The 13,702-nt window shown below is 71.9% G+C and carries 12 protein-coding genes; 7 read left to right on the forward strand and 5 right to left on the reverse strand.

Translation table 11 applies throughout. From position 1 onward, the window contains the following. Window positions 1–30 precede the first annotated feature (30 nt). Both LCC91_RS08640 and tolA read left to right on the forward strand, forming a co-directional pair. Complete coding sequence (locus LCC91_RS08640; protein ID WP_043698502.1) at window positions 31–486, forward strand: ExbD/TolR family protein; 456 nt, start codon at window positions 31–33, stop codon at window positions 484–486. Between the two features lie 10 nt (window positions 487–496). Next, complete coding sequence (gene tolA / locus LCC91_RS08645) at window positions 497–1,411, forward strand: cell envelope integrity protein TolA (RefSeq protein ID WP_043698499.1); 915 nt, start codon at window positions 497–499, stop codon at window positions 1,409–1,411. A gap of 100 nt (window positions 1,412–1,511) precedes the next feature. On the opposite strand, the gene LCC91_RS08650 is transcribed toward tolA, so the two are convergent. From LCC91_RS08650 to LCC91_RS08670, 5 genes are all read right to left on the reverse strand, one after another. Beyond that, entirely contained in the window at window positions 1,512–2,663 is a 1,152-nt protein-coding gene (locus LCC91_RS08650) for a S1C family serine protease (RefSeq protein WP_052231351.1), read from the reverse strand. After that, window positions 2,663–3,190: a phosphate-starvation-inducible PsiE family protein gene (locus LCC91_RS08655; RefSeq protein WP_043698493.1), complete on the reverse strand. Its 528-nt coding sequence runs from the start codon at window positions 3,188–3,190 to the stop codon at window positions 2,663–2,665. Before LCC91_RS08655 ends, LCC91_RS08650 begins: the two co-directional genes overlap by 1 nt. A 34-nt stretch (window positions 3,191–3,224) precedes the next feature. Then, window positions 3,225–6,791: a DNA polymerase III subunit alpha gene (gene dnaE, locus LCC91_RS08660; RefSeq protein ID WP_043698490.1), complete on the reverse strand. Its 3,567-nt coding sequence runs from the start codon at window positions 6,789–6,791 to the stop codon at window positions 3,225–3,227. 57 nt (window positions 6,792–6,848) lie between these two features. Continuing rightward, window positions 6,849–7,403, reverse strand: a complete 555-nt coding sequence (locus LCC91_RS08665) for a flavodoxin family protein (RefSeq protein WP_043698487.1) — start codon at window positions 7,401–7,403, stop codon at window positions 6,849–6,851. A gap of 89 nt (window positions 7,404–7,492) precedes the next feature. After that, window positions 7,493–8,215 carry a pirin family protein gene (locus LCC91_RS08670; protein WP_043698484.1) on the reverse strand — a complete coding sequence of 241 codons (723 nt, stop codon included), beginning with the start codon at window positions 8,213–8,215 and terminating at the stop codon, window positions 7,493–7,495. 106 nt (window positions 8,216–8,321) lie between these two features. Here LCC91_RS08670 and LCC91_RS08675 point away from each other — a divergent pair, with 106 nt between their 5' ends. The 5 genes from LCC91_RS08675 (at window position 8,322) to ribD (ending at window position 13,701) form a co-directional block, all read left to right on the forward strand. Next, window positions 8,322–9,314, forward strand: coding sequence for a LysR family transcriptional regulator (locus tag LCC91_RS08675; protein WP_143898556.1), 993 nt, complete (start codon window positions 8,322–8,324; stop codon window positions 9,312–9,314). A gap of 172 nt (window positions 9,315–9,486) precedes the next feature. Continuing rightward, a complete protein-coding gene (locus tag LCC91_RS08680) occupies window positions 9,487–10,632 on the forward strand; it encodes an NAD(P)/FAD-dependent oxidoreductase (protein ID WP_082007422.1) in 1,146 nt (381 codons plus the stop codon). Then, window positions 10,632–11,564 (forward strand): tRNA glutamyl-Q(34) synthetase GluQRS, encoded by a 933-nt coding sequence (gene gluQRS / locus LCC91_RS08685; RefSeq protein ID WP_043698478.1) that lies wholly within the window; start codon window positions 10,632–10,634, stop codon window positions 11,562–11,564. The genes LCC91_RS08680 and gluQRS overlap by 1 nt, the downstream gene beginning before the upstream one ends. A gap of 222 nt (window positions 11,565–11,786) precedes the next feature. Next, entirely contained in the window at window positions 11,787–12,560 is a 774-nt protein-coding gene (trmB, locus tag LCC91_RS08690) for a tRNA (guanosine(46)-N7)-methyltransferase TrmB (RefSeq protein WP_043698475.1), read from the forward strand. Further along, window positions 12,550–13,701, forward strand: a complete 1,152-nt coding sequence (ribD, locus tag LCC91_RS08695; RefSeq protein WP_052231349.1) for a bifunctional diaminohydroxyphosphoribosylaminopyrimidine deaminase/5-amino-6-(5-phosphoribosylamino)uracil reductase RibD — start codon at window positions 12,550–12,552, stop codon at window positions 13,699–13,701. Before trmB ends, ribD begins: the two co-directional genes overlap by 11 nt. Window position 13,702 lies beyond the last annotated feature (1 nt).

Consider the following 13,702-nt stretch of genomic DNA (forward strand, 5'->3'; position numbering starts at 1 on the left):
GCCCACCACCGCCCCTCGCAGTCCTGCCGCATGCCCGCCCTCGCCCCCCGCCACCGCGGCCGCCGCGCGATCACCGAGATCAACATGGTGCCGTTCATCGACGTGATGCTGGTGCTGCTGATCATCTTCATGGTGACGGCACCGCTGATCGTGCCGAGCCAGGTGGAGCTGCCCAGCGTCGGTCAGGCCGCGCGCCAGCCGGAGCGGTTCGTGCAGGTGATCATCGAACGCGACGGTCGGCTGCGGCTGCGCGACAGCGCGCGCTCGGGCACTGGAGACGATCCCGTCGCCCTCGCGGAGCTGCCCACGCGCGTCAAAGCCCTGCAGGCCGGTGACGGCAGCACGCCGCCCGACGCCGTGCCCGTCATCATCAGCGGCGACAAGCGGGTCGCGTACGAGCAGGTGATGCAGGTGATGGACGCGCTCCAGCGCGCGGGCGTGGCGCGCGTCGGGCTGGCCGTGCAGGCCGACGCCACACGACGCTGACACCACCGCCATGCAGGCCACCGCGGACGACCTCGACCTGAGCCCCCCCGCCGATCGCGGGGGGTGGGTGCCGTGGGCGCTGGCGCTGCTGGCGCATGGCCTGCTGGCGCTCGCACTGGCATGGGGGCTGGCGTGGCAGCGGGAAACGACGGTCGTGGCCTCGGCCGAACTGTGGTCGACCCTGCCCCAAGTGGCCGCTCCTCGGGCGCAGGAGCCACCGCCCCCGCCCCCCGCGCCGCCGGAACCGGCGCCCCGTCCCGCCGCGCCGCCCCCCGCGGCCGAGCCAGCCCGCCGCGACGCGGACATCGCCGTGCAGCGGCAACGGGACGAGCAGCGCCGGCGCGAGGCGGAGGCCCGGCGTCTGGCCGAAGAACGCGCGGTGCAGGAAAAGGCACAACGCGAAAAGGCGGAACGGGAAAAAGCCGCACGGGAGCGTGCCGAGCGCGAAAAGGCCCAGCGCGAGCAGGCGGCCAAGGCGGCCCGGGAGCAAGCCGCACGGGACAAAGCCGCACAGGAAAAGGCGGCCCGCGAGCGGGCCGAGCGGGAGCGCGCGCAGTTGGAAGCGGAACGCCAGCGGAATCTGGAGCGCATCCTCGGTCAGGCCAATGCCACCGGCGGCCCCGGCGCGCGCGGCACGGCCGAGCGCGACGCCGGCCCCTCGGCCAGCTACGCCGGCAAGCTCGTCGCGCACATCCGGCCCAACATCGTCTTTGCCGACAGTGTGCCCGGCAACCCGCGCGCCGAGGTGGAGGTGCGCACGCTGCCCGACGGCACGATCCTGAGCAGCCGCCTCCTCAAGTCCAGCGGCCACCGCGCCTGGGACGACGCGGTGCTGCGCGCGATCGAGCGCACCGCGCGCCTGCCGCGTGACGAGAACGGCCGTGTGCCGCCGACGCTGATTCTGGGCTTTCGGCCGCAGGAGTGACACAGCCGCTTTGGGCGCACAACGGATCGATGCGGCCCCGCGAGAGCGGGGTCTGGCCCCGGCACCGGAGGCCGCGCAACCGACGTGGGCGCTCAGCTGCTCATGTGCCCGGCTGCAGCGTCACCGCGACTTCGCGCGTCACATCGCCCCGCCGCACCGTCACGCGCACCGTATCGCCGACGCGGTGGTCATCCAGGCGCGCGAGCAACTCCGGCACCGACCGCACGGGCTTGCCCTCGACCGCGACGATGACGTCGCCCGGCTCGATGCCCTGCGGCCCCAGCCGCGCCCCCTCCAGTCCGGCCTTTTGCGCCGCCGAACCCGGCAGGACCCGCAGCACGAACACCCCTTCCGCCCCCGTCAGCGCCGTCAAGCGCTGGTTCACGCCCTCGTCGGCCTCGATGCCCAGCGCCGGGCGGATGTAGCGGCCGGTGGCGATGAGCTGCGGCACCACGCGCATCACCGTGTCCACCGGCACGGCAAAGCCGATACCCGCCGACGCGCCGGAGGGGCTGTAGATCGCGGTGTTGATGCCGATGAGCCGCCCGGCCGAGTCGAGTAGCGGCCCACCGGAGTTGCCCGGGTTGATCGCGGCGTCGGTCTGGATCAGGTGCTCGATCGGGGGCCCGCCGCGTTCGTTGGGCAACGAGCGGTCCAGCGCCGAGACGATCCCGGTCGTCAGCGTCCAGTCCAGCCCGAACGGGTTGCCGATCGCAAACACCTTCTGCCCGACCTTCAGGTCGTGGCTGGTGCCGATCGGCACCGGCGGGGGCCGCTTGAAGCCCACACCAATACGCAGCACCGCGATATCGTGCGCGGGCGACGCGCCCACCAGCGCCGCGGCGTAGTCGCGCCCGTCGGCGAGCCGCACCGTCGCCTGCGACGCGCCTTCGATGACGTGGAAGTTGGTGACGATGTGGCCTGCCTCGTCCCACACGAAACCGGAACCGGTACCGCGCGGCACGGTAAACACGTTGCGGGTCCACGCATCGCGCACGACCTGCGCGGTGCTGATGAACACGACGGAGTCGCGCGCCCGCTCGAACAACTCGATGGTGGCCTGTTCATCGGCAGCCAGATCCCCGCGGGGCGTGACGGTGCGCGGTGCCGACTCCGCCGGCGCGGCCCAGCGCGCCTGTAGCCACGGCAGCGCATACCACAGCACCAGCAGCACGGCCAGCCACAGGCCCAACACGTGCAGGCGCCGCAGCCAGCGGTCGGGAGTGGAATAAGGGGTGGTCGAAGGAAACATCAGACACCGTCCCGGTGGGGGTTGGCAGAAGCGGCCGCGTCACGGCTCGCACGCAGCCGGTCGTCCCGCTCGCGCAACAACCAGTACGTCACGCCCAGCGCCAGCGTCGCGCCGGCCAGCGCCGCCACCTTCGCCGGCGCGATGCCAGGGTCGAGGATGACGAATTTGCGCGCCAGCGCCAGCAGCGCGATCAGCAGCACGGTCTTGACCTGGATGATATTCTCGTGGCGAAACGCGACCTTGATGATGGAGTGCTTGAATTCCATCGCGATCAGCAGCGTCATGATCGCGCCGAACACGGTCTGGAACACCGCGTGGTCCAGCGGGTTGAACGCATCGACCAGCAGCATCGTGAACACGAGCTGCATCAGCTGGATCAGCGAGATCACGATGATGACGGCGATGATGGCCGACAGCACCATCGCGACGACCTGCTCGAAGCGCTCGTAGAAGGTCATCACGTGCCACTGCTCGCGCAGCGTCTGCCACTCGGTGCGCCACTCCGTCCGCCGGTACGGCTGCCGCATGGGCGATGCCGGCGAGGGGGACGTGGACGGCTCGTCAGTCATAGATCACCTCGGCTTGGCGTTCGTCGGCCTGGGCCATCCAGCGCGCCAGCGCCGCATCGGTCGGAAAGAAGTGGGCGCGCTCGCCCAATTGCAGCTCGCAGCGCGCCGTCGGGCGCCGCAGCACCACCCGCACCGGCAGCGCGCGCCGCAGCTCGCCGTGCTCGGTCACCTCGCGCTGCGGCGGAAAATCGCGCACCACGGCGGCGATGTCCGGGAGGGTCTCCCGCACCGCGACGCGCAGGTAGCGCCCGAAGCGGCAGCGCGCGGTGGGCAAATCCCACAACTGCTGGACCTTCAGGCGCAAGCCGCCCGAGAAGCGGTCCGGCTGCGCCAGCACCTGCGCGATGACCAGCTCGTCATCCTTGAGCAGCGTGCGGTGCGCCTGGATCAGCGCCTCGTCGGCGGTGGCTTCCAGCACCGCGGTCTTGTCGTCGAGCGCAAAAATCGCCACCTTGCCACGCTGGCCGTTGACGATGCGCAGCTCGCCCACGATGCCCGCGACGAGGAAGGGCTCGCGGCTGTCGACCACATCCGCCAGCCGCACCTTGGCGAAGCGCCGCACCTCGGCCTCGGCCTCGTCGAACAGGTGGCCGGAGAAATAGAAGCCGAGCGCCGCCTTCTCGTGCGACAGGCGCTCTTTCACCCCCCACGGCGTCACATCGACCAGCGGCGGCGTTTCGGTCGATGCGCCGTGGCCGCCGTCGCCGAGCACGTCGAACAGCCCGCCCTGCAGCGCGTTGGCCTCCTGCGCCGCGGCCCACTCGAACGCGCGGTCCAGCGACGCCAGCAGCACCGCGCGGTCACGGTGCAACGTATCGAACGCGCCGGCCTTGATCAGCGCCTCGACGGTGCGTTTGTTCACGCGCGCGCGGTCCACGCGCGAGCAGAAGTCGAATAGGCTCGCGAACGGCCCGGCGACGTGGCCGCTGGGTCCCACGCCGCGCCCTTCGCGCGCCGCGACGATGGCCTCGATGGCCTGCTGGCCCGTGCCCTTGACCGCCCCCAGCCCGTAGCGGATGGTGCGGTCGTCGATCGGCTCGAACCGATAGGTGCCGCGGTTGATGTCCGGCGGCTCGAAGCGGATGCCAAACGTGCGCGCGTCCTCGACGAGCACCTTGAGCTTGTCGGTGTCGTCGATTTCGATGGTCATGTTGGCGCAGAAAAACTCCGCCGTGTAGTGGACCTTGAGCCACGCCGTGTGGTAGGCCAGCAGCGAGTACGCGGCCGCGTGCGATTTGTTGAAGCCGTAGCCCGCGAACTTCTCCATCAGGTCGAAGATTTCGTCGGCCTTGGCCTGGTCGATGCCGTTCTTGGCCGCGCCCTCGCGGAAGATCTCGCGGTGCTTGGCCATCTCCTCGGGCTTTTTCTTGCCCATCGCACGGCGCAGGAGGTCGGCACCGCCCAGCGTGTAGCCGCCCAGCACCTGCGCAACCTGCATCACCTGCTCCTGGTAGACCATGATGCCGTAGGTCTCGGCCAGCACCGGTTCCACCAGCGGGTGCGGATACTCCACCGGCTCGCGCCCGTGCTTGCGCGCCACGAAGCTCGGGATCAGGTCCATCGGCCCCGGGCGGTACAGGGCGTTCAAGGCGATGAGGTCTTCCAGTCGCGTTGGCTTGGCGTCACGCAGCATCGCCTGCATGCCGCGCGATTCGAACTGGAACACCGCCTCGGTGCGCCCCTCCTGAAACAGCCGGTAGGTGTCCGGGTCGTCGAGCGGAATGCGCTCGAAGGCGAAGTCGCGCTGGTCCGGGTGGCGCGCGACGATGAAGGCCTTGGCCAGCTCCAGGATGGTCAGTGTCGCCAGCCCGAGGAAGTCGAACTTGACCAGCCCGACGGCCTCGACGTCGTCCTTGTCGTACTGGCTCACCGCCGCGTCGCTGCCGGGCTGCTGGTACAGCGGACAGAAGTCGGTCAACTTCCCCGGCGCGATCAGCACGCCACCCGCGTGCATGCCGACGTTGCGCGTCAGGCCCTCGAGCTTTTGCGCCAGCTCGATCAGCTGACGCACCTCTTCTTCCTTCTGCACGCGCTCGGCCAGCAGCGGCTCCATCTCCAGCGCGTAGTTGTTTTTGTCCCCCTCCTTCTTCGGGTTGGGCGGGTACTGCAGCGTCACGCTCATGCCGGGCTTGTTGGGCACGAGCTTGGAAATCCCGTCGCAAAAGCCGTAGGCAAAATCCAGCACCCGCCCCACGTCGCGGATGGCCGCGCGCGCGGCCATCGTGCCGAAGGTGGCGATCTGGCTGACCGCGTCCTTGCCGTACTTGGTCTTGACGTACTCGATGACGCGGTCGCGGTTTTCCTGGCAGAAGTCGATGTCGAAGTCCGGCATCGACACCCGCTCGGGGTTGAGGAAGCGCTCGAACAGCAGGTTGTAGCGCAGCGGGTCCAGATCCGTGATCTTGAGCGCGTACGCCACGAGCGACCCGGCCCCCGACCCCCGCCCCGGCCCCACCGGGCAGCCGTGCGTCTTGGCCCACTGGATGAAGTCCGACACGATCAGGAAGTAGCCGGGAAAGCCCATCTTGACGATGGTGTCCAGCTCGAATTCGAGCCGCTGCACGTAGCGCGGGCGCTGCGCGGCGCGCTCGGCCTCGTCCGGGTACAGGTGCGCAAGGCGCTCCTCCAACCCCTGCAGCGAGACGTGGCGGAAATACGCCTCGGTGTCGAGCTGGCGGCCGTCCACCAGCGGGATGGGAAAGTCCGGCAGCCGCGGTTTGCCCAACGTCAGCGTGAGGTTGCAGCGGCGCGCGATCTCGACCGTGTTGGCCAGTGCGGAGGGCAGGTCGGCAAAGAGCGCCGCCATCTCGGCGCCGGATTTGAAATACTGCTCGCGCGTGAAGCGCCGCACGCGCTTGGGGTTGGCCAGGATTTCCCCCTCGGCGATGCACACGCGCGCCTCGTGCGCCTCGAAATCCTCCGGTGCCAGAAACTGGATCGGGTGCGTCGCCACCACCGGCAGGCCGAGCCGCGCCGCCAGCGGCACCACCGCCTGCACGTGGCGCTCGTCATCGGGCCGGCCGGCGCGCTGCACCTCCAGGTAGAAGCGGTGCGGGAAGGCCTGCGCCAGCCGCAGTGCGACGTCCGCGGCGCGCGCCTCGTCACCGGCGAGCAGGGCCTGTCCCACCGGACCCGACGCCGCGCCGGACAGCAGGATCAGCCCTTCGGCCAGCTCCTGCAGCCACGCCCATTGCACGAACGCCTGGTCGCGCACGACACCCCGGGTCCAGGCCCGGGCGAGCAGCTCGCACAGGTTGAGGTAACCGCGGTGGTTTTGCACCAGCAGCAGCACGCGCGTCGGCAACGCGACCGGTGCCCCCGTCGGCGCAGACCGGGCGGTGCCGTCGAGGCCGTCCAGGTTCACCTCGGCACCAAGCAGCGGCTTGACCCCCGCCGCCCGCGCCGCCTTGTAGAACTTGACGCCGCCGAAGAGGTTGTTCAGGTCGGTGATCGCCAGCGCCGGCTGGCCATCGTCGGCCGCGCGCTCGACTGCATCGTCGATGCGCGTCGTGCCATCGACGACGGAAAACTCGGTGTGCAGGCGCAGGTGGACGAACATGCGGGCGATTGTAGGCACCCGCGCCCGCCCCACCCGCGGCGGCGCGCGGGGCCGGGCTCAGCGCACCCAGCGCGCCGTCACTTCCGCCACGCGCTGGCCGAAGCGGCGGGCGGTCTCCAAGTCGCCCGGCAGCATCTCCTGCGCGCCGGCGTCGGCGGGCGACGTCGCCATCGCCCCCGCGAACGAGCCGACGTAGTTGACGTCGTTGCGCTGCGCGGCCTTGGTGTTGGCGGGCATCAGCGCCGTGCCCACCCAGATGCCGCCGTGCTGCATCGCGAGCGTGAACAGGTAGTGCAGCGTCGACAGCTTGTCGCCGTTCATCGTCGCGCTGTTGGTGAAGCCGGCGAAGATCTTGTCCTTCCATTTCTGGACGAACCACGCCTTGCTGGAGGCGTCGGCGAACTTCTTGAACTGCCAGCTCACGCTGCCCATGTAGGTCGGGCTGCCCATGATGATGGCGTCGGCCGCATCGAGCTGCTCCCAGCCGCCTTCGGGCAGGTTGCCGTCGGCGTCGATGGCGATCAGCTGCGCGAGCGCGCCCTCGGCGACTGCCTGCGCCATGCGCTGCGTGTGGCCGTAGCCAGAGTGGTAAACGACGACGATATCGGGCATGGTTGGACTCCTTGCAACAGGGTTGGAGGATGGGACAGAAAGGCCCCCGCTGCCGGGGGCGTAGGGAAACGGTCGTCCGCCGGGCGACGTCAGCGCGCGAGGTCGAACAGCAGCACTTCGGCGTCTTCGCCATCGGACAGGGTCAGCGCGGCTTCGTCGGCCACCATCGCCGCATCGCCGCCCGCGAACGCCATGCCATTGATGCGCAACCGCCCGCGCACCACGTGCACATAGGCCAGCCGCCCGGGCGCCAAGGGATGGGTGGCACGCTCGGCACCGTCGAACAGCCCGGCGTACAGCGCCGCATCCGCGTGGATGCGCACGGGGGCGTCCGCGCCCGTGCCGAGGGCCGCGGCCTGCTCCGGCGGCACGGCAATCGGCAGCAGCCGGCCCCGCTTGGCGGCGGCGGCGAAGGTTTTTTGCTCGTACCCCGGGTCGATGCCGCGCTCGCGCGGCTCGATCCAGATCTGCAGCAGGTGCGTGGGCCCCCCGGCGTGGCTGAATTCGCTGTGCATCACGCCGCGCCCGGCGCTCATGCGCTGGACCTCGCCGGCGCCGATGGTGGCGCTGTTGCCCATGCTGTCGCGGTGCGCCAGCGTCCCCGACAGCACGTAGGTGACGATCTCCATGTCCCGGTGGCCGTGCATGCCGAAGCCCGTGCCGGGGGCGATGACGTCCTCATTGATCACGCGCAGGTTGCCCCAGCCCATGTAGCGGGGGTCGAAATACCCCGCGAACGAGAACGAGTGGTGCGTGCGCAGCCAACCGTGGTCGGCGTAGCCGCGTTCGGCGCTGGCGCGTTTGACGATCATGCGGCACTCCGCTGCGTGGTTTCGATGGCCGCACTGTACGGCGGCGTGCGCCGACGCGGGTGCACGGCGTTTGATGGCATCATTCAATCGTTTTGAACGTTGCACAATGGCCCCTGCCCCCACCGCCACCCACCCGCCGGATGCGCACGTGCCCCGCGCCGCGCTGGGGCCGGAGCAGCTCGCGCTGCTGGCCACGATCGCGCGCTGTGGCAGCTTCGCCGCCGCCGCGCGCGAGCTCGGCCTCGTGCCCAGCGCCCTCACCTACCGGGTGCGGCAGATCGAAGAGGCGCTGGATGTGCTGCTGTTCGACCGCCGCTCGCGCCGCGCGCAACCGACACCGGCCGGGGAGGAGCTGCTGCGCGCCAGCGAACACCTGCTGCGCGAGTGGGACGCGGTCGCGCAACGCATCCGCCGCATCGCCACCGGGTGGGAGGCGGAGCTCACCATCGCCGCCGACGCCGTCATCGACACGCGCACGCTACTGGAGCTGTGCGAGGCGTTTTATGCACTCGGTGCGCCGACGCGGCTGCGCCTGCGCGGCGAGACGCTGTCGGGCACGCTGGAGGCGCTGCTCAGCGGCCAGGCGGACCTGGCGCTGGGTGTGACGCTGGACCGCTCCCCCGGCGGCGACGTGCGCACCGAACCGCTGGGCGAAGTGGCGTTCTGGTTCGTCGTCGCGCCCCACCATCCGTTGGCCAATGCCCCGGAGCCGCTGACGCCGCAGCTCATCCGCGCGCACCGCATCGTGGCGGTGGCAGACTCCGCGCCGCGCGGGGGCCTGACCTTCGGGCTGCTGCCCGGGCAGGATGTGCTGACGGTGCCGACGATGTCGATGAAGCTGGACGCCCAGCTGCGCGGGCTGGGCTGCGGGTGGCTGCCGCAGCCGCTGGTCCAGCCGTACGTGGACGCCGGCCACCTTGTGGTGCGCCAGACGACGCTACCGCCGCGCGTGGCGCAGACCGCCTACGCCTGGCGTGCGTCGGCCGCGCGGCGCGGTCAGACCACGCCGGTGGGCCCGGCGCTGCTGTGGTGGCTGCAGCGGCTGGCCGACCCGGTCACGCGCGCGGCGTTGCTGATGCGCCGGCCGCCGCGCGGCTGAGCCGGCGCGTCACCCCGCGACGCCACTGCCCGACCCGGCAGGCAACGCGGATACCGAAGGGCGATGTCGACGCGGACACCGCCGAACCGGGGGCGCGACCGGCCCGGCGGTCGCCCGCACTCTGGTAGATTGGCGCCATCGCGCCCGCCGCATCCCTGCTCACATCCCACCCATGCCCCGCCACCCCGCATCCCGTCCGCCCGCCACCCCGCCCCGCCGCCCGCGTCAGCCGCTGCCAAAGGCGGTGTCGTCTCCCCGATCCGCGGAACCGGGGCGCGTCGCCGTCGTCGGCGCCGGGATCGCCGGCATCACCGCCGCGCGCACGCTGGCGCAGGCGGGCTGGGAGGTCACGGTGTTCGAAAAAAGCCGTGGCGCCGGTGGGCGCATGGCCACGCGGCGCACGGCGTTTGGCGGGTTCGACCACGGGGCGCAGTTCTTCACGGTGCGTGACGAACGCTTCCGGCTGGCCCTGCAGGCGACCGGCGCGCCGATCGCGCCGTGGAACGTGTCGCTGGTGCGCGTGCTCGACGAACTGGGCCGGCACGTCGCCGCCGCCCCGCCGGCGCGTGAGACGCGCTGGGTGGCCACGCCGGGGATGAGCGCGCTCGTTCACGCGTGGGCGCAGCCGCTGATCGACGGCAGCGTGGGGCAGTGCCACGCCAACGCGCGGGTGGTGCGCCTCGCGCCCGACCCGATCGCGCCGGCGCGGTGGGCGCTGCACCTCGACGCCGCGGACGACACGCCGCCCATCCACGGCGGCTTCGACGCCGTGCTACTCGCGATCCCCGCGCCGCAGGCGGCGGAGCTGCTGCACGCGAGCGCCGTCGCCGCCGACTGGCAGGCGCGGCTGCGCGACGAGGTGGTGATGGCACCGTGCTGGACGCTGATGGCTGCGTGGCCGCTGGCCGCACAACCGGGGCTCGACGGCCTCGGGCCGCGCTGGCACGCCGCGCGCAGCGACCACCACCGCATCGCCTGGGTGGCGCGCGAGTCCAGCAAACCGGGCCGCGAGCCGCTGGAGCGCTGGGTGATCCAGGCCAGCCCCGCGTGGTCCGCGGAACACCTGGAGGACGACGCGGAGCGCATCACCGGCAAACTGCTCAAGGGCTTTGCCGAAATCACCGGCATCCGCGCCACACCGGGCCACGCCGTCGCGCACCGCTGGCGCTACGCGCAGACGCAGCGCGCACTGGGCGAGCCGTACCTCTGGGACTCCCGCAGTGGGCTGGGCGTGTGCGGCGACTGGTGCCTGGGGTACCGGGTCGAAAGCGCCTTCCTGTCCGGGCTGGCGCTGGCCCTGGCCATCGCGGAGGGCTGATGGGACACGTCGGCGCGGTGTACCGCGGGCGCTTCGCGCCGTCGCCGACCGGGCTGCTGCACGCGGGCTCGCTGGTTGCCGCGCTGGCGAGCTGGCTGGACGCCCGCGCCCACGGGGGCACGTGGCTGGTGCGCATCGAGGACGTGGACCGCCCCCGCTGCGTGCCGGGCGCGGGCGAGGGCATCCTCGCACAGCTCGCCACCTGCGGCCTGACGCCCGACGAGCCACCGTGGTGGCAGTCGCAACGCGGCGACGCCTACGCGGCGGCGCTGCAGCGCCTGGTCGATGCGGGCTGGGCCTACCCGTGCGCCTGCACCCGGCAGGACATCGAAGCCGCCTGGACCGCCCGCGGTGTGCCGCGCACACGCCACGTCGAGCGCCCCTACCCCGGCACCTGCCGGCCGGAGGCCGGCGGCCTGCGCGGCCGGCCCGCGCGCGCGTGGCGGCTGCACGTCGGGCGCGTGATCGCGGACCTTGGGCTGCCGGTGCCGCTCGTGTGGCACGACCGGCGCCTGGGTCCGCAGGCGCAGGACGTCGAAACCGCGGTGGGCGACTTCGTGCTCAAGCGCGCCGATGGCTGGTGGGCGTACCAGCTCGCCGTCGTCGTCGACGACGGCGCCCAAGGCATCACCGACATCGTGCGCGGCGAAGACCTGGCCGACAACACCCCGCGCCAGATCGTGCTGCAGCGCGCGCTGGGCCTGCCCACACCGCGCTACCTGCACACCCCGCTCGTACGGGGCGACGACGGCGAAAAACTCTCCAAGGGCAACGGCGCGCGCCCGCTCGCGCTGGACGATCCGCTGGCCGCGGTGGCCGCGGCGGCGGTGGTGTTGGACCTCCCCCCAACCGAGGGTGATGTGGCGTCATCGCTGCGTCGCTGGATCACCGCCTGGCGGGCTCGTTGGGTCGACCCTGCCCCACCCCACTGAACGGTCCATCCGGCCCACCCATCGGCCACCGGGGTGCTCGCCGCGGGGGCCGCTCCGACGGCACGGCGCGTTCGTCTTCCTCGTAAGACTTCCTCGTCGGTCTGCAGGGGACGCGACCGCTTGCCTACACGGTCCGGACGCATGCGCCCCCAACGCCCAAACGAGGCGGCCAGCCCGACACACAGGGCATGCGACCCGAGCCACCGGCGACCGCTCTCTACAATGCAGCCCGTGACCGATCCGACCCCCGTTACCCCCCAACCGTCCGCCGCTGTGGCGCCGTCCGCCGCGCCCCCCGGCGTCGCGCACCCGAAAACCGTGCGCAGCTTCGTGCGCCGCGCGGGCCGCACCACGACCGGCCAGGCCAAAGCGCTGCAGGCGCTGGGCCCCCGCTTCGTGCTGCCGTATGCGCCGACGCCGCTGGACGCCGACGCCGCCTTTGGCCGGCGCGCGCCGCTGATCCTGGAAATCGGCTTTGGCATGGGCGAGGCCACGGCCCACATCGCGCGCCTGCGCCCGCACGACAACTTTCTGTGCTGCGAGGTGCACGAGCCCGGCGTCGGCGCGCTGCTCAAGCGCATCGGCGAGCAGGACATCGCCAACATCCGCATCGTCCAGCACGACGCGGTGGAGGTGCTCACGCACATGCTGCCCGAGGCGTCGCTCGACGGGGTGCACATCTTTTTTCCGGATCCTTGGCACAAAAAGCGCCACCACAAGCGCCGGCTGATCCAGCCCCCGTTCGTTGCGCTGCTGGCGAGCCGGCTCAAGCCCGGCGGCTATGTGCACTGCGCCACCGACTGGCAGCCCTACGCCGAGCAGATGTTGGAAGTCCTGTCGGCCGAACGGCGGCTGGCCAATGCGAGTACCGACCCCGCGCTGGGCGGCTACGCCCAGCGCCCGGACTACCGGCCGCTGACGAAATTCGAGCAGCGGGGTCTGCGCCTGGGCCACGGGGTCTGGGACCTCGTCTTCACGCGCCGCCATGACGGTTGACACGCGGGTCGAGCCGGGCTGGGACGGGCTGATCACGCTCGCCGAGCGCGCGGTGGGCCTGTCCGACCCCAACCCGCGCGTGGCCTGCCGGCTCGTGCTCCCGGACGGCCGCCGGTTCGAGGGCCACACACAAGCCGCGGGCGACGCGCACGCCGAGGTGATGGCGCTGCGCGCCGCCCAGGCCGCGGGCGCCGACGTGCGCGGGGCCACCGCGTACGTCACGCTGGAGCCGTGCAGCCACCACGGGCGCACGCCGCCGTGCTGCGACGCGCTCATTGTCGCGGGCGTGGCCCGTGTCGTCATTGCCGCCATCGACCCCAACCCGCGCGTGGCCGGCCGCGGTGTCGAACGGCTGCGCGCCGCCGGCATCGCGGTCGAGGTGTTGCCGGACGACCACCCCGTGGCGCGCGCCACGCACGAACTCAACATCGGCTTTTGGCAACGCATGCGCACCGGCCGCCCCTGGGTGCGCATGAAAGTCGCGGCGTCGCTGGACGGCATCACCGCCTTGCCCAACGGCGTGAGCCAATGGATCACCGGTGAGGCCGCGCGCACCGATGGCCACGCATGGCGCCGCCGCGCCGGCGCGCTGCTCACCGGCATCGGCACCGTGCGCAGCGACGATCCGCGACTGGACGTGCGACTCGTCCCCACGGCGTGGCAGCCCCTGCGCGTCGTGCTCGATTCCGGGCTGGACATCTCCCCCGCCGCGCGCATCCTGCAGCCACCGGGGACGGTGCTCGTCTACACCGCCAGCGACCCGGCCGCCACGGCCGAGCGTCGTGCGGCCCTCGCGGCGCGCGGAGTCACCGTGATCGACCGCCCCGGCCCCCCGAAAACCCCCGGGGGCGCGCCGAAAGTGGACCTGGCGGCCGTGCTGGCCGACCTGGCCGAACGCGAGGTCAACGAGCTGCACATCGAGGCCGGCGCCCAGCTCAACGCCTCGTGGTGGCGCGCCGGGCTGGTGGACGAGCTGCTGCTCTATGTGGCACCGCGCCTGCTCGGCGAAGGCGTGGGGCTGACGACACTGGGGCCGCTGACGCGGCTGGAGGACGGCTGGCCACTGGTTTTCCACGACGTCGGCCGCGTGGGGCCGGACCTGCGCATCGTTGCGCGCGTGCCCGGCCGCGCCCCGTTTTGAT

The sequence above is a fragment of the Tepidimonas taiwanensis genome, assembly GCF_020162115.1.
GTDB classification, from domain to species: Bacteria; Pseudomonadota; Gammaproteobacteria; order Burkholderiales; family Burkholderiaceae_C; genus Tepidimonas; species Tepidimonas taiwanensis.

What these genes read in the sequence shown, in the direction of transcription:
- LCC91_RS08640 (WP_043698502.1), top strand. Translation starts at nt 31, where the DNA reads ATGCCCGCCCTCGCCCCCCGCCACCGCGGCCGCCGCGCGATCACCGAG.
- tolA (WP_043698499.1), top strand. Translation starts at nt 497, where the DNA reads ATGCAGGCCACCGCGGACGACCTCGACCTGAGCCCCCCCGCCGATCGC.
- LCC91_RS08650 (WP_052231351.1), bottom strand. Translation starts at nt 2,663, where the DNA reads ATGTTTCCTTCGACCACCCCTTATTCCACTCCCGACCGCTGGCTGCGG.
- LCC91_RS08655 (WP_043698493.1), bottom strand. Translation starts at nt 3,190, where the DNA reads ATGCGGCAGCCGTACCGGCGGACGGAGTGGCGCACCGAGTGGCAGACG.
- dnaE (WP_043698490.1), bottom strand. Translation starts at nt 6,791, where the DNA reads ATGTTCGTCCACCTGCGCCTGCACACCGAGTTTTCCGTCGTCGATGGC.
- LCC91_RS08665 (WP_043698487.1), bottom strand. Translation starts at nt 7,403, where the DNA reads ATGCCCGATATCGTCGTCGTTTACCACTCTGGCTACGGCCACACGCAG.
- LCC91_RS08670 (WP_043698484.1), bottom strand. Translation starts at nt 8,215, where the DNA reads ATGATCGTCAAACGCGCCAGCGCCGAACGCGGCTACGCCGACCACGGT.
- LCC91_RS08675 (WP_143898556.1), top strand. Translation starts at nt 8,322, where the DNA reads ATGGCCCCTGCCCCCACCGCCACCCACCCGCCGGATGCGCACGTGCCC.
- LCC91_RS08680 (WP_082007422.1), top strand. Translation starts at nt 9,487, where the DNA reads ATGCCCCGCCACCCCGCATCCCGTCCGCCCGCCACCCCGCCCCGCCGC.
- gluQRS (WP_043698478.1), top strand. Translation starts at nt 10,632, where the DNA reads ATGGGACACGTCGGCGCGGTGTACCGCGGGCGCTTCGCGCCGTCGCCG.
- trmB (WP_043698475.1), top strand. Translation starts at nt 11,787, where the DNA reads ATGCAGCCCGTGACCGATCCGACCCCCGTTACCCCCCAACCGTCCGCC.
- ribD (WP_052231349.1), top strand. Translation starts at nt 12,550, where the DNA reads ATGACGGTTGACACGCGGGTCGAGCCGGGCTGGGACGGGCTGATCACG.